The organism is Caballeronia sp. ATUFL_F1_KS4A (assembly GCF_023630905.1).
Taxonomy (GTDB): Bacteria; Pseudomonadota; Gammaproteobacteria; order Burkholderiales; family Burkholderiaceae; genus Caballeronia; species Caballeronia zhejiangensis.
Genome location: NZ_JALQEB010000035.1, coordinates 119,794 through 140,178, shown reverse-complemented (window position 1 = coordinate 140,178; position 20,385 = coordinate 119,794). Strand labels below are relative to the sequence as shown.

The window sequence follows — 20,385 nt, the reverse complement described above, 5'->3', positions numbered from 1 at the left end:
GGCAGGTCCGCCTTAGATCACGCGATGAAGCCGAGCGATTAGCGCGCCATCATCAGCATGTGCACGTTATGCATCACCCAAACCGTGCCGACGATAAGAATCAGCGACATGAGAATGGTGTAGGCAAACGAGATCGCATGCCAGCGCTGTCCCTTCGACGAGTTGACGTGCAGGAAGAACACCACATGCACGATCACCTGCACCGCGGCCAGCACGGCGAGCGCGACGATCGCGCTTTCGCCCTTGAACGCGCCCGAGGTCGCGGCCCAGAACGACGCCACAGTTAGCACGACAGCCAGCACGAAGCCGATGAGATAACCGCGCACGGTGACGTGCGGGAAATCGCTTGTTTCGGTATGAGCATGTGCCATCAGACGACGCTCCCAAGGTAGACGAAGGAAAACACGCAAATCCAGACGATGTCGAGGAAGTGCCAGAAAAGGCTCAGGCAAGCGAGACGGCGCAATTCGCGTTCGTTCATTTGCGGATTGCGTGCGATCTGCACGGCCAACACGACCAGCCAGATCATGCCGATGGACACGTGCAAACCGTGCGTGCCGACGAGCGTGAAGAACGCCGACCAGAACGCGCTGCGTTGCGGACCCGCGCCTTCAGCGATCAGATGCGCGAACTCCTGCATTTCCAGAAAGAGGAAGCCCGCACCCAGCAGGAACGTGACGAACAGCCACGCGAGCACCGCGCCCGACTTGCGGCGCGTCGCCGAGATCATCGCGAGACCGAAGGTCAGGCTGCTCGTGAGAAGCAGGCCCGTTTCGTACGCGACGTCCTTCAGGTTGAAGAGATCCTTGGGCGTCGGGCCGCCTGCGGTCTGCATCGCGAACATCGCGAAGGTTGCAAAGAGCGACGCGAACAGCACGCAGTCGGTCATCAGATAGGCCCAGAAGCCGAACACCGAATGCGACTGGTGCTCGTGCTCATGGCCATGCGCGTGTTGCGCGGATAGCGTCGATTGCGACATTACATTGCCTCCAGTTCGAGTTCGCGAGCCGAGCCGGCCTTCGCAGGCGTCTTCGGCGGACGATTGCGCTCTTCGGTCGACTTCACGGTCGCGGCCGGGATGATGAAGCCGGCGTTATCGCGGAAGCTGTAACCGATAGCCGTCGCGAAGATGCCGACCATGCTTGCAGCCGCGAGCCACCAGATGTGCCAGATAGCCGCGAAACCGAAGGCCAGCGCGAACAGGCCGATGACCAGACCCGCGCTCGTATTCGACGGCATGTGGATGTCGCGGTACGGACGCGTATCGATGCGGCCGTGTTCCTTGGCATCGGCGAAGTCGTCGAGTTCGCGCACAGCGGGAATATTCGCGAAGTTATAGACCGGCGGCGGCGAGCTGATGGACCACTCGAGCGTGCGCGCACCCCACGGATCGCCGGTGACATCGCGATACGCAGGCTGATTGCGGCGGATGATACTGACCACGATCTGCGCGACCTGGAACACGACACCCAGCGCGATGATGCCCACGCCCACGGCAGCGGCGATGAAGAACGGCTGCCACGACGGGTCGTCGTAGTGATTCAGGCGGCGCGTCGCACCCATGAAGCCGAGGATGTAGATCGGCACGAACGCGACGAAGAAGCCCACGAACCAGCACACGAACGCACTCTTGCCGAGCTTTTCATCGAGCTTGAAGCCGAACACCTTCGGCCACCAGTACGAAATGCCGGCGAAGTAACCGAACACCACGCCGCCGATGATCGCGTTATGGAAGTGCGCGATCAGGAACAGGCTGTTGTGAAGCACGAAGTCCGCGCCGGGAATCGCGAGCATCACGCCCGTCATGCCGCCCAGCGTGAAGGTGATGACGAAGCCGATGGTCCAGAGGATTTGCGAAGTCATCTGCACGCGGCCTCGGTACATCGTGAAGAGCCAGTTGAAGATCTTCACGCCGGTCGGGATGGAAATGACCATCGTCATAATGCCGAAGAAGGCATTGACGTTAGCGCCCGAGCCCATCGTGAAGAAGTGGTGCAGCCACACGAGGAACGACAGCACCATGATGCAGCACGTGGCCCAGACCATCGTCTTGTAGCCGAACAACGGCTTTTTCGAGAACGTCGCGACCACTTCCGAGTAAATGCCGAAGGCGGGCAGAACCAGGATGTAGACCTCAGGATGACCCCAGGCCCAGATCAGGTTCAGGTAGACCATCGGGTTGCCGCCGCCGTCGTTCGTGAAGAAGTGCATGCCGAGGTAACGGTCCAGCGCAAGCAGCGCGAGCGCGACGGTCAGGATCGGGAACGTCGCCATGATCAGCACGTTCGAGCAGAACGCCGTCCACGTGAAGACCGGCATCTTCATCCACGTCATGCCGGGCGCGCGCATCTTCACGATCGTCACGAAGAAGTTCACCGCGGTGAGCAGCGTGCCGACGCCGGACAACTGCAACGCCCAGATATAGTAGTCGACCCCGACGCCCGGATTGAACTGCGTCTCGGAGAGCGGCGGATACGCGAGCCAGCCCGTCGTCGAGAACTCGCCGATGAACAGCGACAGGTTGATCAGAATGGCGGCGACGGCCGTCATCCAGAACGACAGCGAGTTGATGAACGGGAACGCCACGTCACGCGCGCCGATCTGCAGGGGCACGACGAGGTTGAAGAACGCGACCAGCAGCGCCATGGCCATGAAGAAGATCATGATCGTGCCGTGGGCCGTGAAGATCTGGTCGAAGTGATGCGGCGGCAGATAGCCGGGCCCATCGAGCGCGATGGCCTGTTGCACGCGCATCATGACGGCGTCGGCGAAGCCGCGCACGAGCATCAGCCCGGCGACGACCAGATACATGACGCCGATGCGCTTGTGATCGACCGAAGTCAGATACTCGCGCCAGAGCCAGCCCCATTTGCCGAGTTTAGTGATAAGGCCGACCGTACCGAGCGCGAGGACCGCCATGAAGACGGTCGCCCCCATGATGATTGGCTCGTGGTACGGGATCGCCTCAAGCGTTAGTTTGCCGAACATGGCTTACCCCTTGGTTACACAATTTGCGCCTACGACCGAGTTGCCGTAGTTGTACTTCGCGACGATGTTGTTGAAGAGCTTCGGATCGACGGTCGAGAAGTAGCGCACCGCGACCTTTTCGCTCGGACGCGCGACGCCGGCGTAGACGTCCATGCTCAGATTCTCGGGCGCGTTCTTGACCTGCTTCAGCCACGCGTCGAAGTCTTTGTTGGACATGGCCAGTGCACGGAACTTCATGTCGGAGAAGCCCTTGCCGCTGTAGTTCGCCGAGATGCCTGCGTAGTCGCCTGCGTGATCGGCCATCAGGTGCAGCTTCGTCTGCATGCCCGCCATCGCGTAGATCTGGCTGCCGAGTTGCGGGATGAAGAACGAATTCATCACCGAATCGGACGTGATGCGGAAGTTCACCGGCGTGCCGACCGGGAACGCGAGCTGGTTCACCGACGCGACGCCAAGATCCGGATAGATGAACAGCCACTTCCAGTCGAGCGCCACGACTTCGACGTTGATCGGCTTGACTTCGGATTGCAGCGGCTTGTACGGATCGAGCTCGTGCGTGGTTTTCCACGTGAGGATGCCGAGGTACAGGATGATGGCTGCGGGAATCGCCCAGACCACGACTTCGATGGCCGTGGAATGCGCCCATTTCGGCGCATACGTGGCCTTCGTGTTGGACGCGCGATAGCGCCATGCGATGAACAGGGTGAGCAGGATCACCGGGACTACGACGAGAAGCATGGCGTAAGTCGCGGTGGCGATCAGCGACGATTCCGCTGCGCCAATCACGCCTTTCGAGTCCAACACCTCCAGCTTGCATCCCGAAAGACAAAGACTGGCTATCAACCCCGATAACAATGGCACTGCTAAACGTTGGGTATTTTCATTCATTGCATTCGCTGGTTTCGATGATCGAAGCGTCCCGGGAAGAACGCCGTTGCACGGCTTTGCGCCGCGTCAAGATCATGCCACGCGCGATTTTTCGCGATGACGCGAATGGTTGAAATTTTGTTTCAGATCAAGTTGATGCGACGGAGTGTCGCGCGAAGGCGGAACTTTTTGCCTACTCCGAAAGGAGCAGGCGAGTCTACAACGAAGGGATGGAATTGCGAGTGTGATAAAGCGACGTCAAAGCGTGTTCGAGCCGCGCGCGATGGATCGCCGCGATAACTTCGCCGGGTTCGATCGTCTCACGTGGTGAAGCCGAGCCGCGTGCCCGGGTGAAGCCACGGCCCAGGCGCCTTCTTCGGTTCTTCTCGCTAAAGCCCGGCGAGAGGCCGGGATTCCCGAATGGCATTCGATCGCTCGATTTCATCGCGCCGTCGCTGGCTCGCATCGGCAACGGCTTCGCGGTTCGAAGCGCTCCATGCGGACATGGTCGCCTGCATCACGTCGATCGGACTCCCCTTGGTGTCCATCGCGGCCAGGACGCAACCCAGAAGGTAGGTCAGCACGAACAGGAAGATGCAGGACCGGCGCGTCATGAGTTGCGGTGCATAGGCGGCAATGGCAGGAGCATTGCCTTGGTGAGCGGGAGGCGGGGGGACGCTGCCCGCTTGTGTGAGAGTCGAGACATGGGAGCGGCAGTCTACGACGGAGTATGGAAACCGGAATCGGTCGATAGTTCGACTTGGGCCGAACCACGCCGGACAATGCCCAGCGCAGCGGCTGCCCCGTATGACAGATCGATGATTCTGTTGCGTGAAACCGGACCGCGATCGTTGATTCGGACGAGGACGGACGGGCTCCCTCCCGGAAGCGTGACGCGGATCCACGATCCGAGCGGTAGCGTGCGATGTGCCGCTGTCATGGCATACATGTCGAAGCGCTCGCCGCTGGCGGTGCGTCGACCGTGAAACGTTCGCCCGTACCAGGATGCAATCCCGGCTTGATGGTACGCGCGCGCGGTCGGTGTCTCGTCCGGCCGGTCGGATGAAGTGATTTCGGTCGAAACGCAATCGTCGTTTGCGGATTGAACCGGCAGGCTCGACGCGCTCGCCGGTTGGTTTGTCGAAGCGCCCTCATTGCCTAGCTCCGACAGAGAGGCTGCACATCCGGCGATCAACAGGATGCAGGCGAAGGCGCTGAGGATGCGCGGCTGAAGCATGTTCATTCGGTGCATATCGCTTTGTTCGAGAGCAAGTAACCTGACCTGACGTTCGACGGATCACGAAGCGCAGTCGGAAAGGTAGGGGAGGGGATCGACTGGCTGACGATCCCGTCTCACCTCGAAAAGCAGCGATGGCTGACCATTCGTTTGAGCGCCCATCGTCGCGATGGCTTGCCCCTTCGTTACGTCGGCCCCTTCCTTGGTCAGAACGTTTTGGATATGGCCATAGGCAGTCAGGTAGCGACTGTCATGTTTCAGTATTACGAGGCTGCCGTAGCCCGCGATCTCGTTACCCGCATACACCACGCGTCCTCCTTTCGCCGCACGGATCGTGTCTCCCGCTGCGCCACCGATGACAACGCCCCGGACCCCGTCCACGCCGAAGCGCTTCAGGATTGGGCCCTTTATCGGCCAGGACAAGGAATCGGATCGGCAGCGTGTTGCGGTCACACTCCGCTGCGTGGAATCGTCCGAGCCGGCAACCGATGCCGATGGCGGACCGACCCGCAGCAGTTGGCCGTTCGTCAGTGGAGTGCTGGCGGAAAGCCCGTTCCAGGCGGCGATCGCGTTCGGGTCGCGACCGTAGGCGGCTGCGATCGAAGCGAGGGTGTCCGCGCCTGTGACGCGGTAGAAGCCGGCAGGTGCCGCCGGGGCAGCGGCAGCGTCGGTTTGCGAAGCTGGCTTGGTCGCGGTCTGCTCGAGCGTTCGACTGGCGCATCCGCCAAGAACGAAGCTGAAGACGACGGCAAGACATGCTGCGCACGACAGGCGGCGCGATTGGACAGAGCTAATCATTTGGACTTCTTTGAGCTTCGGTGCCGGCAAAGAGGCGAAGTGGCGCACTTTTGCCATGCCGCGCTGGTGGTGTTGATCGGATTGTTTGGCGGATGCGACGCCGGCAAAAGCCAGCGGCGGCGGAAGCAGCGAGTTCGAATCTGCTGAACATCGCTCTATCTCAAATTGCACGAGGCGAAGCGGCAATTCGTCATTGCGGATAACGGTGTTTTGCGTCCGGCGTTGACCGTTACACCGTCGGTTGACACTCTTTGACGATGCGGTGGAAAAAAAAGGCGCGCTCGCCGGGCGCCACGCTTGGAACTGACATTCGACGCGATGAAAGCAGCCATATCGCGTTCCACGCGGCTCGGCCCGAGCGGTTGCGGCAAGACGACGCTGCGCTCCATTGCCGGGCTGGAACGTCCGGTCGGCGGATCGATTTCGGTGAACGGCGTGACCGTTTTCTCGGCGCGCGACGAGACCTTTGTGCCGCCGAATCGCCGCAAGTCCGGCATGGTGTTCGAACCGCTCTCGAACCTCGACGCAAAGCTACGCGACAGGATGCGTTTCGAGCTTCGGCACGACCGATTTCATGATCGGCGGAGAGATCGTGCTCGCGCGTGTGCATCCATCGCACAAAACGCCGGTCCGGGGGACCATCCGTTTTTCGATCGATCCGGCGAGTTGCATCGCGCTGGCATCGCAGAACGCGTGACGCGACAGGCACTACTCCGTCCGGACTACGCCGCATGAGCTAGCGGCACAGCGCCGCCGCATCCGCACGGCGGATAGGCGTCTCGCGCGACGCTCCTTACCCTTGTCGGGAAAGTTACAACGACAAGGAAAGGACGATGAGCGTCGTCGACTCAACCCTCGCTACAAAAGCATCGACCGACACGCGCGCCTGGCGCGTGCTCGGCGCAAGCACCTTCGCATTCACGATCTGCTTCGCCATCTGGATGGTCTTCGCCATTCTCGGCATCCCTCTCAAAAAGCAGCTTCATCTCACCGATACCGAGTTCGGCCTCATCGCCGCGACGCCGGTGCTCACGGGTTCGTTGCTGCGCGTGCCGCTCGGCATCTGGACCGACCGTTTCGGCGGCCGTATCGTCTTTTTCTGCACGATGGCAGTCACTATCGCGCCAATCTGGCTGATCGGCTATGCCACGGAACTGTGGCAATTCCTCGTGCTCGGCTTGTTCGTCGGCGTCGCGGGCGCGTCGTTTTCAGTCGGCACGCCGTATGTCGCGCGCTGGTTCCCGAAGTCGCGTCAAGGCCTCGCGATGGGCATCTTCGGCGCGGGCAATTCGGGTGCGGCGCTGACCAAGTTCGTCGCGCCCGTGCTGATTCTCGCGGCGGGCACATGGACGATCGTGCCGAAGGTCTATTCCGTCGCGATGCTCTTCACCGCGATCGTCTTCTGGTTCGTGTCGGCGTCCAATCCCGCGCATCGCAGCGCCGGCACGCAGAGTTTCGCCGCGCAGATGACCGTGCTGAAAGACCGGCGCGTGCTCCGTTACGCGCAGTACTACTCGGTCGTGTTCGGCGGCTACGTCGGCCTCGCATTGTGGATGCCGCAGTACTACGTGAATCAGTACGGCTTCGGCATCGAACAGGCCGCGTTTCTCGCCGCTTGCTTCTCGTTGCCGGGCGGCGTGCTGCGCGCGCTCGGCGGCTGGATGTCGGACCGCTTCGGCGCGTACCGCACGACCTGGATCGTCATGTGGGTCGCGCTCGCGTGCTTCTTCCTGCTGAGCTATCCGGTGACGGATTTCGTCGTCCACGCGAAAGACGGCCCGCGCACGTTCCACATCGAAATGGGACCGGTCGCCTATACGGTGCTCATGTTTGTCGTCGGCGTTGCGATGGCGGTCGGCAAGGCGTCGGTGTTCAAGTTCGTGTCGGACGAGTTCTCGACGAACATCGGCGCCGTGTCGGGCATCGTCGGCCTCGCGGGCGGACTTGCCGGCTTCCTGTTGCCGATTCTCTTTGGTTTGCTCGTCGACCTCACCGGCGTGCGTACCACCTGTTTCATGCTGATGTTCGGCGCGACCGCGGTCAGTCTCATCTGCATGCACTTCACGTTTCAACCCAAGCACTAACCATGTCTTCACGCTATCTGCTCACTCGCTGGGATCCCGAGAACGCCGCCTTCTGGCGCGCAACGGGCGAATCGGTCGCCCGCCGCAACCTCTGGATCTCGATTCCCGCGCTCGCGCTGGCGTTCGCCGTGTGGTCGCTATGGAGCGTCGTCGTTGTCAATCTCGATAAGGGTGGTTTTCACTTCACGAAGGACCAGTTGTTCTGGCTCACCGCGTTGCCTCCGCTTTCTGGCGCGACGCTGCGCATCTTCTACTCGTTTCTCGTGCCGATATTCGGCGGACGCCGCTTTACAGCGTTCTCCACCGCGAGTCTTCTGATTCCAGCGCTCGGCATGGGCTTGGCGCTGCGCGATCCGTCGACGGGCTATCCGACGCTGCTCGTTCTGGCGTTGCTGTGCGGCCTCGGCGGCGCGAATTTCAGTTCGTCGATGGCGAACATCAGCTTCTTTTTCCCGAAGGCGAAGAAGGGTTTCGCGACGGGCATGAACGCGGGCATCGGCAATCTGGGCGTGTCGATCGTTCAGTTCGTGACGCCGCTCGTGATCTCGGCGAGCGTGTTCGGCGCATTCGCGGGCGCAGGCCAGTCCTACGACGTGAACGGCGTCGAGCACAGCATCTGGCTGCAGAATGCGGGCTTCATCTGGGTGCCGTTCATCGTCATCTCGGCGCTCGCGGCCTGGTTCGGGATGAACGACATCGCCGATGCAAAAGCCTCGTTCGCCGAACAGGCCGTCATATTCCGGCGCAAGCACAACTGGCTCATGTGCCTGTTGTACATCGGCACGTTCGGTTCGTTCATCGGCTTTTCGGCGGGCCTCGCGTTGCTGACGAAGGCTGAGTTCCCATCGGTCAATCCCACTGCTTACGCGTTCCTCGGGCCGCTCGCTGGCGCGCTCACGCGGCCGGTCGGCGGCTGGATCTCGGATCGCCTCGGCGGCGCGCGCGTGACGCTGTGGACCTTCATCGCGATGATCGCGGCGGTGTTCGGCGTGATGGCGTTTCTGCCGCACGACGGCGCGAGCGGCAACTTCGCCGGCTTCCTCGCGATGTTCATCGCACTGTTCGCGCTGACGGGCATCGGCAACGGCTCGACCTTCCGCATGATCCCCGTGATCTTTCTGACGCAGAAGCAGCGCGAAGCCGAAGGCGAATCCGACTCGGCGAAAAAGCAGGCGCTGCACGAAGCGGGAAAAGAATCGGCGGCGGTGCTCGGCTTTGCCGGTGCAATCGGCGCGTACGGCGGCTTCTTCATTCCGCGCAGCTTTGGCACGTCGATGAGCATGACCGGCTCGCCCGACACCGCGCTCTGGTGCTTCATCGCCTTCTATGCGCTGTGCGCGGCGGTGACGTGGTTCTGCTATGCACGCCGCAATGCGGACATGCCTTGCTGAACCCTCCGGCACGCGGTGCGCGTAGTCGGGCCTCAAGTTCGTCCGCGTGCGCGGAGATAGACCTAGTCCGAAAGGAGTACGCGCACTAGTCCGTCTGATGCGCGTCGACGCCTCCTTTCGGGGAATGGGCGCGCGGCGATCGCGTCCCTACACTCGAATCAACGTATTCATGGCGGCGCATGGCCGCCACGCCCGGAGAAACGGATGAGTCACTTTCTGGATCGGCTGAAGTTCATGTCGCGCATCAAGTCCACGTTCTCGAATGGACATGGCGCGGTCGTGAACGAAGACCGCAAATGGGAAAACGGCTATCGCAGCCGCTGGCAGCACGACAAGATCGTGCGCTCCACGCATGGCGTGAACTGCACGGGCTCGTGCTCGTGGAAGGTCTACGTGAAGAACGGCCTGATCACGTGGGAAACGCAGCAGACGGATTATCCGCGCACGCGCCCCGATTTGCCGAATCACGAACCGCGCGGGTGTCCGCGCGGCGCGTCGTATAGCTGGTACGTGTATTCCGCGCAGCGCGTGAAGCATCCGATGGTTCGCGGCCGTCTCATCGAAATGTGGCGCGAAGCGCGCAAGACGCTCGATCCGGTCGCGGCGTGGGCGTCCATTTGCGAAGACCCCGTGAAGGCAAAGCGCTACAAGAGCGTGCGCGGCCTCGGCGGTTTCGTGCGCGCCGACTGGGACACCGCGAGCGAGATCATCGCGGCGGCGAATGCGTACACCATTGGCAAGTACGGGCCTGACCGCGTGATCGGTTTCTCGCCGATTCCAGCGATGTCGATGGTTTCCTATGCGGCCGGCGCGCGCTATCTGAGCCTGATCGGCGGCGCATGCCTGTCGTTCTACGACTGGTACTGTGATCTGCCGCCCGCATCGCCGCAAATCTGGGGCGAGCAGACCGACGTGCCCGAATCCGCCGACTGGTACAACTCCACGTACCTGATGGTTTGGGGCTCGAACGTGCCGCAGACGCGCACGCCCGACGCGCACTTCTACACCGAAGTGCGCTACAAGGGCACGAAGACGGTCGCGGTGTCGTCGGATTACGGCGAAATGGTGAAGTTCGGCGACATCTGGCTCGCGCCGAAGCAGGGCACGGACGCCGCGCTCGCCATGGCGATGGGCCACGTCGTGCTGAAGGAATTCCACGCGAGCGGCAAGTCAGCGTACTTCCGTGACTACGTGAAGCGCTATACCGACATGCCGATGCTCGTCGTGCTGCGCGAACACGAAGGCACGCTCGTGCCCGATCATTTCCTGCGCGCATCGCAACTGCAGAACGATCTCGACGAAGCGAACAATCCGCAATGGAAGACGCTCGTCATCGACGAGACGAGCGGCAAGATCGTCGCGCCGAACGGCACGATCGGGTTCCGCTGGGGCGAGGCGAATCACAACGACGGCGCGAAAGTCGGCCGCTGGAACCTCGAACAGAAGGACGGCGGTTCGGGTCGCGACATCGATCCGTGCCTGTCGCTGATCGACGCTCATGACGAGATTGCAGAGGTGAGCTTCCCATACTTTGGCGCGGAGCATGACGCACTGCTCGCGCGTCGCGTGCCGGTGAAGCGCATCACGCTCGCAGACGGCACGGGCGCGCGCGTTGCGACCGTGTACGACTTGCAGATGGCGAACTACGGCGTGGATCAGGGCCTCGGTGGCGCGAACGTCGCGACGTCCTATGACGACGACACCCCGTACACGCCCGCATGGCAGGAAAAGCACACGACCGTGCCACGCCATCTCGTGATCCAGGTGGCGCGTGAGTTCGCCGACAATGCGGACCGTACGCAAGGCAAGAGCATGGTGATCGTCGGCGCAGCGCTGAATCACTGGTATCACAACGACATGATTTATCGCGGCATCATCAACCTTCTGATGATGTGCGGCTGTGTCGGCAAGAGCGGTGGCGGCTGGGCGCATTACGTCGGCCAGGAAAAGCTCCGTCCGCAATTCGGCTGGGCGCCGCTCGCGTTCGCACTCGACTGGTCCCGTCCGCCGCGCCAGATGAACGGCACGTCGTTCTTCTATAACCATACGAGCCAATGGCGTCACGAGAAAGTCGCCGTCGACGAAATTCTCGGGCCGACCGCCGACAAGTCGCGTTACGAGAATCTCTCGATGCTTGACATGAACGCGAAGTCCGAGCGCATGGGCTGGTTGCCCTCGGCGCCGCAACTCGGTGCGAATCCGCTCGATATCGTCGACGCCGCGAAGCGCGCGGGTCGCGATCCGATTGAATACACGGTGGAGCAACTCAAGTCGGGCAAGCTCGATTTCGCATGCGACGACCCCGACAATCCGGCGAACTTCCCGCGCAACATGTTCGTGTGGCGGTCGAATATTCTGGGCAGCTCCGGCAAGGGACACGAATACTTCCTGAAGTATCTTCTCGGCACGCAGAACGCGCTCTTCGGCGATGAGGCCGACGCGATCAAACCCGGCGAAGTGAACGTGCGCGACGCGGCGGAAGGCAAACTCGATCTGCTGACCGTGCTCGATTTCCGTATGAGCACGACTTGCCTCTATGGCGACATCGTGCTGCCGAGCGCGACGTTCTATGAGAAGAACGACCTCAACACGTCGGACATGCATCCGTTCATCCATCCGTTGTCAGAAGCGGTGCAACCGTTATGGCAAAGCAAGAGCGACTGGGAAATTTATAAGACCATCGCGAAGAAGTTTGCGGAAATCGGCGGAAAGCATCTCGGCACGCGCACGGACCTCGTCTGCACGCCGCTCATGCACGACACGCCGGGCGAACTTGGCCAGGCGTTCGAGCCGAAGGACTGGCGTCGCGGCGAATGTGACCTGATCCCGGGCAAGACCGCGCCCTCGATGACGGTCGTCGAGCGCGACTACACCGCGATCTACGAGAAGTTCACGTCGGTCGGTCCGCTGCTGGAGAAACTAGGGAACGGCGGCAAGGGCATCAACTGGAATACGGCGTACGAAGTCGAAGAGCTCGGGAATCTATCCGGTCAGAGCAAGGGACGTCCGCGTCTTGAGACGGCCATCGACGCCGCCGAGATGATTCTCACGTTTGCGCCTGAAACGAACGGCCACGTCGCGGTGAAGGCGTGGGAAGCGCTCTCGAAGATCACGGGACGCGATCATTCGCACCTCGCGCTCGGTCGCGAGCACGACAAGATCCGTTTCCGCGACGTTCAGGCGCAACCGCGCAAGATCATTTCCGCGCCCACATGGTCCGGGCTCGAGTCGGAAGAAGTCAGCTACAACGCGGGCTACACGAACGTTCACGAACTGATTCCATGGCGCACGCTCACGGGGCGTCAGCAGTTCTATCAGGATCACCGCTGGATGCTCGATTTCGGCGAGGGCTCGTGCGTCTACAAGCCCGCGATCGACACGAAAACCATTGCGCCGATGCTCGGTGCAAAGCCTAACGGCGAGCACGAACTGGTGCTGAACTGGATCACGCCGCACCAGAAATGGGGCATTCACTCGACGTACACGGACAACCTGCGCATGCTCACGCTGTCGCGCGGTGGCCCGCATGTGTGGGTCTCGGAAGCGGAAGCAAAGGAAGCCGGTCTCAGGGACAACGACTGGGTCGAAGTGTTCAACGTGAACGGCACGCTGACGGCGCGCGTCGTCGTCAGTCAGCGGGTGCCGCGCGGAATGTGCCTCATGTATCACGCGCAGGAAAAGATCATCAATGTGCCGGGCGCGGAGACGAGCGGCATGCGCGGCGGTATCCATAACTCGGTCACGCGCACAGTGCTCAAGCCGACGCACATGATCGGCGGATATGCGCAGCAGGCTTACGGTTTCAACTATTACGGCACCGTGGGCAGCAACCGCGACGAATACGTGATCGTGCGCAAGATGAAGAAAGTCGACTGGCTCGAAGGCCCGCTGAAGGAAGGAGCAGCATCATGAAGATCCGCGCCCAGGTGGCGATGGTCCTGAATCTGGACAAGTGCATCGGCTGCCATACGTGTTCGGTGACGTGCAAGAACGTGTGGACATCGCGCGATGGCGTCGAGTACGCGTGGTTCAACAACGTCGAGACGAAGCCGGGCATCGGCTATCCGAAGCAGTGGGAGAACCAGGAGAAGTGGAACGGCGGCTGGATTCGCAAAAGCGACGGACGCATCGAGCCGCGCCAAGGGCCCAAGCTGAAAGTGCTCGCGAACCTTTTCGCGAATCCGAATCTGCCTGCCATCGACGACTACTACGAGCCGTTCACATACGACTACGAGCGCCTGCAGAACGCGCCGCTTTCGGAAACGCCGCCCACGGCGCGCCCGGTGTCCGCGATCACGGGCAGGAAGATGGACAAGATCCATTGGGGTCCGAACTGGGAAGACGATCTCGGCGGCGAATTCGATTCGCGCGGACGCGACGCGCTCTTCGAAAACGTGCAGAAGGAGATGTACTCGACATTCGAGAACACCTTCATGATGTATCTGCCGCGACTGTGCGAGCACTGCCTGAATCCGGCATGCGTGGCGTCGTGCCCGTCGGGCTCGGTGTACAAGCGAGAAGACGATGGCATCGTGCTCGTCGATCAGGACAAGTGCCGCGGCTGGCGCATGTGCGTGTCCGGTTGCCCGTACAAGAAGATGTATTTCAACTGGAAGTCGGGCAAGGCCGAGAAGTGCGTGTTCTGTTATCCGCGTATCGAAGCGGGTGAGCCGACGGTGTGCTCGGAAACCTGCGTAGGCCGTATCCGCTATCTCGGCGTGATGCTGTACGACGCGGACCGCATTGCCGAGGCTGCGTCGGTCGAAGCGACGACGGATCTCTATCAGTCGCAACTCGATCTGTTCCTCGATCCGCACGACCCGCAAGTTCAGGCGGAAGCGCTCCGTCAGGGCATCGCGCAAAGCTGGCTCGACGCGGCGAAGCGCTCGCCGGTGTATCGCATGGCGTGCGAGTGGAAGGTCGCGTTCCCGTTGCATCCGGAATACCGCACGCTGCCTATGGTCTGGTACGTGCCGCCGCTCTCGCCGATCCAGTCGGCCGCGGATGCCGGTCACATGGGCATGAACGGCGTGATTCCGGACGTGAAGAGCTTGCGCATTCCCATGCGCTATCTCGCGAACCTGCTCACCGCCGGCGATGAGGCGCCGATCGTCTCCGCGCTGAACCGCATGCTCGCGATGCGCGCGTTCAAGCGTGCGCAGAACGTGAACAACGTGAACGATGACGCCGTGCTGAACGATGTCGGCCTCACCGCGTCGCAAGTGGAAGAGATGTATCAATTGATGGCGATCGCCAACTACGAAGACCGTTTCGTCGTGCCGTCGTCGCACAAGGAAATGGCGCAGGACAGCTTTGACGAAAAGGGCAGTTGCGGTTTCTCGTTCGGCAATTGCGGATCATCGGGGGTATCGGACGGATCGCTTTTCGGATCGCGAACGCACGGCGAAGTAAGCTACGCGGCGTTGCCGAAGTCGCGCAAGAAGGCACTGCAGGAAGGCTGACCGAGGATCACACATGTCGCTCTATTCCATACTTTCCGCGCTGCTCGATTATCCCGAGCCCGCGCTTCTTGACGCGCTGCCAGAAATCGAAGCCGCGTTGCACGACTGGCCGCAGGCCCAAACGCGCCTTGCACCGCTCATCGCGTCGCTGAAGCGTCCGCTGATCGAAGTGCAACTTACATACGTGGCCACGTTCGACCGCAATCCGTCGCATTCGCTGCATCTGTTCGAACACGTTCATGGCGAAAGCCGCGATCGCGGTCAGGCGATGGTCGATCTGCTCGACGAGTATCGCGGTCTCGGCCTCGATATCGAATCGAACGAATTGCCCGACTACGTGCCGCTTTTTCTCGAAGCGCTGGGCGCGATCGAGCCGGCCCGCGCGCAGTCGCTGCTCAATGACGCCATTCATGTGCTCGATGCCATCGGTGAACGTCTCGCGCGCAATGAGAGCCCGTATGCCACGGTTTTCGCGGTGTTGCGCGAGCTCGCGACGGTCGACCCGCGTCCGCTCGCGCAGCCGCCCGTGCGCGACATGGACGAAATGCTCGAAACCTTCGGTCCGGGCGCGGACGGGGTCGAGCCTCTGCTCGCACCGCACATGCGCCAGGATACGCAGACCATTCGCTTTCATCCGCGCGGCGCAATGACTGCCGGCGCGGCCGCTCTTGCCGCAAAGGACGCACGATGAACATGCTCAACTCCTTCGTTTTCGGTATCTATCCGTATATCGCCGCCAGCATCTTTCTCTTCGGCAGCTTCGTGCGTTTCGAACGCGAGCAATATTCGTGGAAGGCGGATAGCACCCAACTCGTCGATCGCGGCAATCTCAGACTTGGCAACATCTTGTTTCACGTCGGGATTCTCGGGCTGTTCTTCGGGCATCTCGTCGGCCTGCTCACGCCGGTCGCCGTATGGGACGCGCTCGGCGTCCAGCATAGCGTCAAGCAGGTATTCGCAATGATCGCTGGGGGTGTAATGGGCACGTTATGCCTCGCAGGATTGCTGATCTTGCTGCATCGACGCTTGACGAGCGCGCGCCTGTCCGCCGTGACGAAAGTCGGCGACCGCGTGTTGTTGCTGTGGATCTTGATCACGCTGCTCCTGGGTCTATCGACGATTGGCGTATCGGCCGGTCACATGGACGGCTCGATGATGGTGCGGCTCATGACCTGGGCCCAGCACATCTTCACGTTCAGAGCCGATGCCGCGCACTATGTCGCAGATGCGCCGCTGCTCTTCCGTATACATTTGTTCATGGGCATGAGTCTCTTCGTGATATTCCCGTTCACGCGTCTCGTGCATGTGTGGAGCGGCTTCGCTTCGCTCGGCTATCTTGGGCGGGCCTGGCAATTGGTCCGCAGCCGCTGATTCCCTTGATCGAGAAGCATGTTCCTGTCGTCGTTTCGCGAACGTCTGACCACACGCATCGTCACGCTGTCGATGGTGTCGCTGGTTCTCGTGCTCGCGATGATCGGCGGGACACTCTGGCTCTCATGGCAACTGCAGGGTGCAGGCGCCGCGATCAACGACGCAGGCAGCCTGCGCATGCGCGCAAACGCAGTCGCAATTGCGCTATTGAAGGGTGAAAAGGCGCCATCGCCGTTGCTGCAACTGCAGATCGAGCAGATGAACGCAACGCTCGACCGCCTGCGTAAAGGCGATCCAGCGCGCCCGCTCTTCCTTCCAGACGATGTCGATGTGCGCCGACAGTTCGATCACGTCGCGAACGCGTGGCATTCGCGACTCGAACCCGATGTTCGCGAGGGCATGGCGAGCGCAGACCCACAGGCGGTGGCGCGCTATCTGCTGCAATTGCGCACTTTCGTCACTGGCGCCGACGACCTCGTCGGCTTGATCGAGCGGGAGAACGCACGCAAGACCGCGTGGCTGCGCACGTCGCAGATGGCGCTTGCGGCGATGGCGTGTATCGGCACCGCGGCGATCGTCTATTTGCTCTTCTTGTGGATCGTCGTGCCCGTTCAGCGCTTGCAGGACGGGCTTGCGCGCATCGAGGCACGCGAGTTCGATGCGCGTCTGCCCGTCGAAACGCAGGACGAGTTCGGACATCTTGCCGCGGGCTTCAATCGCATGGCCGCGGAATTGCAGACGCTCTATCGCGACCTTGCGGGCCGGGTCGAAGCGAAGACCGCCGAGCTGGCCGCGCAGAACCGCGAACTGACGGCCCTTTATGAAATGGCGGCGTTCGTGAATCAGCCGAATGACGTCGACGCGCTGTGCCGAGGCTTTCTTGCACGCCTCATGCGTCAATTCGACGCCGACGGCGCGGCGGTTCGTCTCTTCACCGAAGATGGTCAAGTGCGTCTGATCGGCTCGGAAGGATTGCCGGCCGCGCTGCTTCAGGACGAAAGTTGCTTCGCCGCAGACGCCTGCGCATGCGCGCAGCGTTCATGCCAACGCGCGGGTTTCGCGAGCGTCGCGGCGTTCAGCATCGTTTCGCAAGGCGAGAAGCTCGGCGCGTTCTCGCTGCACTTCGGCGGCGAGCGGACTATTCCCGCAACCGAAGCGCACTTGCTCGAAACACTCGGCACGCACTTCGGCACAGCGCTCAAGAACCGACGGCTTGCGGCATTGGCGCGGCAGCTTGCGGTGTCGGAGGAGCGAAATCTCGTTGCGCAGGGCTTGCATGACAGCATCGCGCAAAGCCTGAACTTCATGAAGATGCAGGTACATCTTCTGGATGCGGCCACGCGCGAAGAACGCATGGACGAAATCCGCGAAATCGTGCCTATGCTTACGGGCGGATTGGCGGAAAGCTACGACGACGTTCGGGAACTCCTGATGAATTTCCGCACTAGGCTCGGCACCGGCGATCTGAGGCGGGCGGTAAACGAATCCGTCGAACGCTTTGGCATGCAAACGGGCATTGCGCCATCGCTCGATTATCGGGAGGAAGGCGGCTTGCCTTTGCCGCCGGATCAGCAGTTGCAAGTGCTTTTCATTTTGCAGGAGGCGCTGTCGAACATTCGCAAACACGCGGAAGCTCAGCGCGTTTTCGTGACGATCGTCAATGGTCGTGACTTTAGCCTCCTTGTCGAAGATGATGGTCAGGGCTACGATCCAAAGGAGATGGCCGTCCTTGGCGAGACGCATGTCGGCTTTCATATCATGCGCGAGCGCGCGCAAAGGCTCGGCGCAATTCTGCGGCTGACCGGAGCGCCAGCATGCGGGGCGCGCGTCGAACTCGTCTTGCCCGCCCCGGCGCGTCAGGCTGTCTGAATATGGTCACGCGCGCTCGCTTCGAGAGCTGCTTCGAGTTGTGTCATGACCATCCGCATTCTGTTGATCGACGACCACGCGTTATTTCGCTCAGGCGTTCACGCGCTCCTGCAACGGCAGTCAGACTTCGAAGTCGTCGGCGAAGCGTCCGACGGGCTCGAAGGTCTCAAGCGCGCCAAGCAATTTCGCCCGGACGTGATTTTGCTCGATCTCAACATGCCCGGACTATCCGGCCTCGAAACGCTCAAGTTGCTCGTGCAGGACGTACCGGAAACGGCGGTCGTCATGCTGACCGTATCCGAAGATCTCGACGAACTTTCATTGGCATTGCGCGATGGCGCGTGCGGCTATCTGCTCAAGAGCATCGAAACGGAGACGCTCGCAAGCGCGATCCGCAAGGCGGCGGGGGGCCAGCCCGTCATCGCGGACGACATGACGGCGAAGCTCATCGCAAGCATGCGTGCACCGAAGGCAGCGCCGGTTCCCGCTCCAGCGGTCGCCGCCGATCCACTCACTACGCGCGAGCGCGACATCATGCGCGAACTGTCGCACGGTGCAAGCAACAAGGAAATCGCGCGCTCGCTGATGCTCGCGGAAAGCACGGTGAAGATCCACGTGCGCAACATTTTGCGCAAGCTCAATCTCACGAGCCGCGTGCAGGTCGCGATATACGCGGTCGGGCACGATGCGGTGCAGGCAACGGAAGCCGTTTGAACGGTCGTCGCGCTGCATCGAAGCTCGGATCACATCAAGCTGTACACCATGAATTCACATCAAACTGATTTGCCCATGACCTCTCACGATCATTCTTTCGCGCCGCTCACGATTCGCGGCCGCAATCTGCTGCCGATCGTGCAGGGCGGCATGGGCGTCGGCATTTCCGCGCATCGGCTCGCGGGCAGCGTCGCGCGAGAAGGCGCGGTCGGCACCATCGCGAGCATCGACTTGCGTCATCATCACGAAGACTTGCTCGCCATGTGCCGCGAAGACCACTCGCGGCCGACGCTCGAGCGCGCCAACCTCATCGCGCTCGCGCGCGAGATCAAGTCGGCGCGCGAGTTGTCGCAAGGACGCGGCATGATCGCCGTGAACGTGATGAAAGCCGTGAGCGCGCACGCCGATTACGTGCGCGTGGCGTGCGAAGAGGGCGCCGATGCCATCGTGATGGGCGCGGGCCTGCCGCTCGACTTGCCCGATCTCACGCAAGGTTGCGATATCGCGCTCATTCCGATTCTCTCCGATAGCCGCGGCGTCACGCTCGTCCTCAAGAAATGGATGAAGAAAGGCCGCTTGCCCGACGCCATCGTGATCGAGCATCCCGGACACGCGGGTGGCCATATCGGCGTCGCGGACGTCGCCGATATGAACGACGAGCGCTTCGGCTTCGAGCGCGTTCTGAAGGAACTCGATGCATCGTTTGCGGCGCTCGGACTCAAGCGCGAAGACGTGCCGGTGATCGTCGCGGGCGGCATCAACAGCCATGAAGCCGTGCGCAAGTGGCTCACGGCCGGCGCCAACGGCGTGCAGGTCGGCACGCCGTTCGCCGTCACCGAGGAGGGCGACGCGCATCCGGAGTTCAAGCGCGTGCTGGTCGAGGCGGAGCCCGAAGATATCGTCGAGTTCATCAGCGTGACCGGCCTGCCCGCGCGCGCCGTCAAGACGCCGTGGCTCATGCGCTATCTGCGTAACGAAGAACGCATTCGAACGAAAATCGGCGCGCGCAAACAGACGTGTCCGTCGGCGCTCGAATGCCTGAGCGCGTGCGGCTTGCGCGATGGCATCGAGAAATTCGGGCATTTCTGCATCGATACGCGGCTTGCCGCGGCATTGCGGGGCGACGTCGGCAATGGACTGTTCTTCCGCGGGCGTGAAAAACTGCCGTTCGGCGCAGCGATCCGCAACGTGCGCGATCTGATCGAACTCCTGTTGACGGGCGCGACGAAATCGTCCCCGGCGGCGTGCTGAGAAGCGGAAACATCGTGTTTCGCTGCGAGCCGTGACCGATCGTCCCGTTCCTATTGGCTCGGAACGGGGCCGATCTTAGGCTTGATGCCGATTGGCTCGCACGCCGCAATCCACGGAGTACCGCACGATGTCGAAGCGCTTTCCCCTGAACCCAAAGCATCCCGAGCGCAATTGCTGGGGCTGCGATCACTATTGCGCGACGGACGCCATGCGTTGCGGAAACGGTTCGAGCCGGACGCAGCATCCGGCCGAGTTGCTTGGCGAAGACTGGTACGAGCAAGGCGATTGGGGCCTCGAAATCGCCGACAACGCCAAGTCGATTCAACCGTCCGTCGCCAAAGCGCGCTGAATCG

17 protein-coding genes and 1 pseudogene are annotated in these 20,385 nt (G+C 61.7%); 11 read left to right on the top strand and 7 right to left on the bottom strand.

All coding sequences use genetic code 11. From position 1 onward, the window contains the following. Nucleotides 1-38: 38 nt before the first annotated feature. From cyoD to NCS03_RS23240, 7 genes are all read right to left on the bottom strand, one after another. Complete coding sequence (gene cyoD, locus NCS03_RS23270) at nt 39-371, bottom strand: cytochrome o ubiquinol oxidase subunit IV (protein WP_008349105.1); 333 nt, start codon at nt 369-371, stop codon at nt 39-41. Further along, nucleotides 371-979, bottom strand: a complete 609-nt coding sequence (cyoC, locus tag NCS03_RS23265) for a cytochrome o ubiquinol oxidase subunit III (RefSeq protein ID WP_008349103.1) — start codon at nt 977-979, stop codon at nt 371-373. The genes cyoD and cyoC overlap by 1 nt, the downstream gene beginning before the upstream one ends. Continuing rightward, nucleotides 979-2,988 (bottom strand): cytochrome o ubiquinol oxidase subunit I, encoded by a 2,010-nt coding sequence (gene cyoB / locus NCS03_RS23260; RefSeq protein ID WP_175982659.1) that lies wholly within the window; start codon nt 2,986-2,988, stop codon nt 979-981. The genes cyoC and cyoB overlap by 1 nt, the downstream gene beginning before the upstream one ends. 3 nt (nt 2,989-2,991) lie before the next feature. After that, nucleotides 2,992-3,876, bottom strand: coding sequence for a ubiquinol oxidase subunit II (cyoA, locus tag NCS03_RS23255; RefSeq protein WP_175982658.1), 885 nt, complete (start codon nt 3,874-3,876; stop codon nt 2,992-2,994). Between the two features lie 368 nt (nt 3,877-4,244). Further along, complete coding sequence (locus NCS03_RS23250; protein WP_008349097.1) at nt 4,245-4,469, bottom strand: hypothetical protein; 225 nt, start codon at nt 4,467-4,469, stop codon at nt 4,245-4,247. Between the two features lie 104 nt (nt 4,470-4,573). Further along, nucleotides 4,574-5,098, bottom strand: coding sequence for a septal ring lytic transglycosylase RlpA family protein (locus tag NCS03_RS23245; RefSeq protein ID WP_502801539.1), 525 nt, complete (start codon nt 5,096-5,098; stop codon nt 4,574-4,576). A 54-nt stretch (nt 5,099-5,152) separates the two neighbouring features. Then, on the bottom strand, nt 5,153-6,076 hold the full coding sequence (locus tag NCS03_RS23240) for a peptidoglycan DD-metalloendopeptidase family protein (protein ID WP_250529887.1): 924 nt from the start codon (nt 6,074-6,076) through the stop codon (nt 5,153-5,155). 162 nt (nt 6,077-6,238) lie between these two features. Between NCS03_RS23240 and NCS03_RS31290 the strand changes: the two are divergent. The 11 genes and pseudogenes from NCS03_RS31290 to NCS03_RS23185 form a co-directional block, all read left to right on the top strand. Then, nucleotides 6,239-6,625: pseudogene (locus NCS03_RS31290) on the top strand (ATP-binding cassette domain-containing protein); the annotation flags it as partial. A 98-nt stretch (nt 6,626-6,723) separates the two neighbouring features. Beyond that, nucleotides 6,724-7,974, top strand: a complete 1,251-nt coding sequence (locus NCS03_RS23230) for an MFS transporter (RefSeq protein ID WP_250529886.1) — start codon at nt 6,724-6,726, stop codon at nt 7,972-7,974. Between the two features lie 2 nt (nt 7,975-7,976). Continuing rightward, the gene (locus NCS03_RS23225; protein ID WP_034472401.1) at nt 7,977-9,365 is read left to right on the top strand and encodes a NarK family nitrate/nitrite MFS transporter; all 1,389 of its coding nucleotides are present in this window, start codon (nt 7,977-7,979) and stop codon (nt 9,363-9,365) included. 204 nt (nt 9,366-9,569) lie between these two features. Further along, a complete protein-coding gene (locus NCS03_RS23220; RefSeq protein WP_250529885.1) occupies nt 9,570-13,277 on the top strand; it encodes a nitrate reductase subunit alpha in 3,708 nt (1,235 codons plus the stop codon). Further along, nucleotides 13,274-14,827 carry a nitrate reductase subunit beta gene (gene narH, locus NCS03_RS23215; RefSeq protein WP_250522087.1) on the top strand — a complete coding sequence of 518 codons (1,554 nt, stop codon included), beginning with the start codon at nt 13,274-13,276 and terminating at the stop codon, nt 14,825-14,827. The genes NCS03_RS23220 and narH overlap by 4 nt, the downstream gene beginning before the upstream one ends. 13 nt (nt 14,828-14,840) lie before the next feature. Continuing rightward, complete coding sequence (gene narJ / locus NCS03_RS23210) at nt 14,841-15,518, top strand: nitrate reductase molybdenum cofactor assembly chaperone (RefSeq protein ID WP_250441235.1); 678 nt, start codon at nt 14,841-14,843, stop codon at nt 15,516-15,518. Beyond that, nucleotides 15,515-16,198, top strand: coding sequence for a respiratory nitrate reductase subunit gamma (narI, locus tag NCS03_RS23205; protein ID WP_250529884.1), 684 nt, complete (start codon nt 15,515-15,517; stop codon nt 16,196-16,198). Before narJ ends, narI begins: the two co-directional genes overlap by 4 nt. A gap of 18 nt (nt 16,199-16,216) precedes the next feature. After that, a complete protein-coding gene (locus NCS03_RS23200; protein ID WP_008349083.1) occupies nt 16,217-18,067 on the top strand; it encodes a type IV pili methyl-accepting chemotaxis transducer N-terminal domain-containing protein in 1,851 nt (616 codons plus the stop codon). 45 nt (nt 18,068-18,112) lie between these two features. Continuing rightward, nucleotides 18,113-18,781 carry a response regulator gene (locus NCS03_RS23195; RefSeq protein ID WP_175982649.1) on the top strand — a complete coding sequence of 223 codons (669 nt, stop codon included), beginning with the start codon at nt 18,113-18,115 and terminating at the stop codon, nt 18,779-18,781. Between the two features lie 75 nt (nt 18,782-18,856). Then, nucleotides 18,857-20,032 (top strand): NAD(P)H-dependent flavin oxidoreductase, encoded by a 1,176-nt coding sequence (locus NCS03_RS23190; RefSeq protein ID WP_250529883.1) that lies wholly within the window; start codon nt 18,857-18,859, stop codon nt 20,030-20,032. A gap of 127 nt (nt 20,033-20,159) precedes the next feature. Then, nucleotides 20,160-20,381, top strand: a complete 222-nt coding sequence (locus NCS03_RS23185) for a DUF3079 domain-containing protein (RefSeq protein WP_008349074.1) — start codon at nt 20,160-20,162, stop codon at nt 20,379-20,381. The last annotated feature ends 4 nt before the right edge of the window (nt 20,382-20,385 follow it).

Bases quoted from the DNA above. Each gene is read 5' to 3' on its own strand.
- cyoC (WP_008349103.1), bottom strand. From the start codon at position 979: ATGTCGCAATCGACGCTATCCGCGCAACACGCGCATGGCCATGAGCAC.
- cyoD (WP_008349105.1), bottom strand. From the start codon at position 371: ATGGCACATGCTCATACCGAAACAAGCGATTTCCCGCACGTCACCGTG.
- NCS03_RS23185 (WP_008349074.1), top strand. From the start codon at position 20,160: ATGTCGAAGCGCTTTCCCCTGAACCCAAAGCATCCCGAGCGCAATTGC.
- cyoA (WP_175982658.1), bottom strand. From the start codon at position 3,876: ATGAATGAAAATACCCAACGTTTAGCAGTGCCATTGTTATCGGGGTTG.
- NCS03_RS23250 (WP_008349097.1), bottom strand. From the start codon at position 4,469: ATGACGCGCCGGTCCTGCATCTTCCTGTTCGTGCTGACCTACCTTCTG.
- NCS03_RS23195 (WP_175982649.1), top strand. From the start codon at position 18,113: ATGACCATCCGCATTCTGTTGATCGACGACCACGCGTTATTTCGCTCA.
- NCS03_RS23230 (WP_250529886.1), top strand. From the start codon at position 6,724: ATGAGCGTCGTCGACTCAACCCTCGCTACAAAAGCATCGACCGACACG.
- NCS03_RS23190 (WP_250529883.1), top strand. From the start codon at position 18,857: ATGACCTCTCACGATCATTCTTTCGCGCCGCTCACGATTCGCGGCCGC.
- cyoB (WP_175982659.1), bottom strand. From the start codon at position 2,988: ATGTTCGGCAAACTAACGCTTGAGGCGATCCCGTACCACGAGCCAATC.
- narH (WP_250522087.1), top strand. From the start codon at position 13,274: ATGAAGATCCGCGCCCAGGTGGCGATGGTCCTGAATCTGGACAAGTGC.
- narJ (WP_250441235.1), top strand. From the start codon at position 14,841: ATGTCGCTCTATTCCATACTTTCCGCGCTGCTCGATTATCCCGAGCCC.
- NCS03_RS23220 (WP_250529885.1), top strand. From the start codon at position 9,570: ATGAGTCACTTTCTGGATCGGCTGAAGTTCATGTCGCGCATCAAGTCC.
- NCS03_RS23245 (WP_502801539.1), bottom strand. From the start codon at position 5,098: ATGAACATGCTTCAGCCGCGCATCCTCAGCGCCTTCGCCTGCATCCTG.
- narI (WP_250529884.1), top strand. From the start codon at position 15,515: ATGAACATGCTCAACTCCTTCGTTTTCGGTATCTATCCGTATATCGCC.
- NCS03_RS23225 (WP_034472401.1), top strand. From the start codon at position 7,977: ATGTCTTCACGCTATCTGCTCACTCGCTGGGATCCCGAGAACGCCGCC.
- NCS03_RS23200 (WP_008349083.1), top strand. From the start codon at position 16,217: ATGTTCCTGTCGTCGTTTCGCGAACGTCTGACCACACGCATCGTCACG.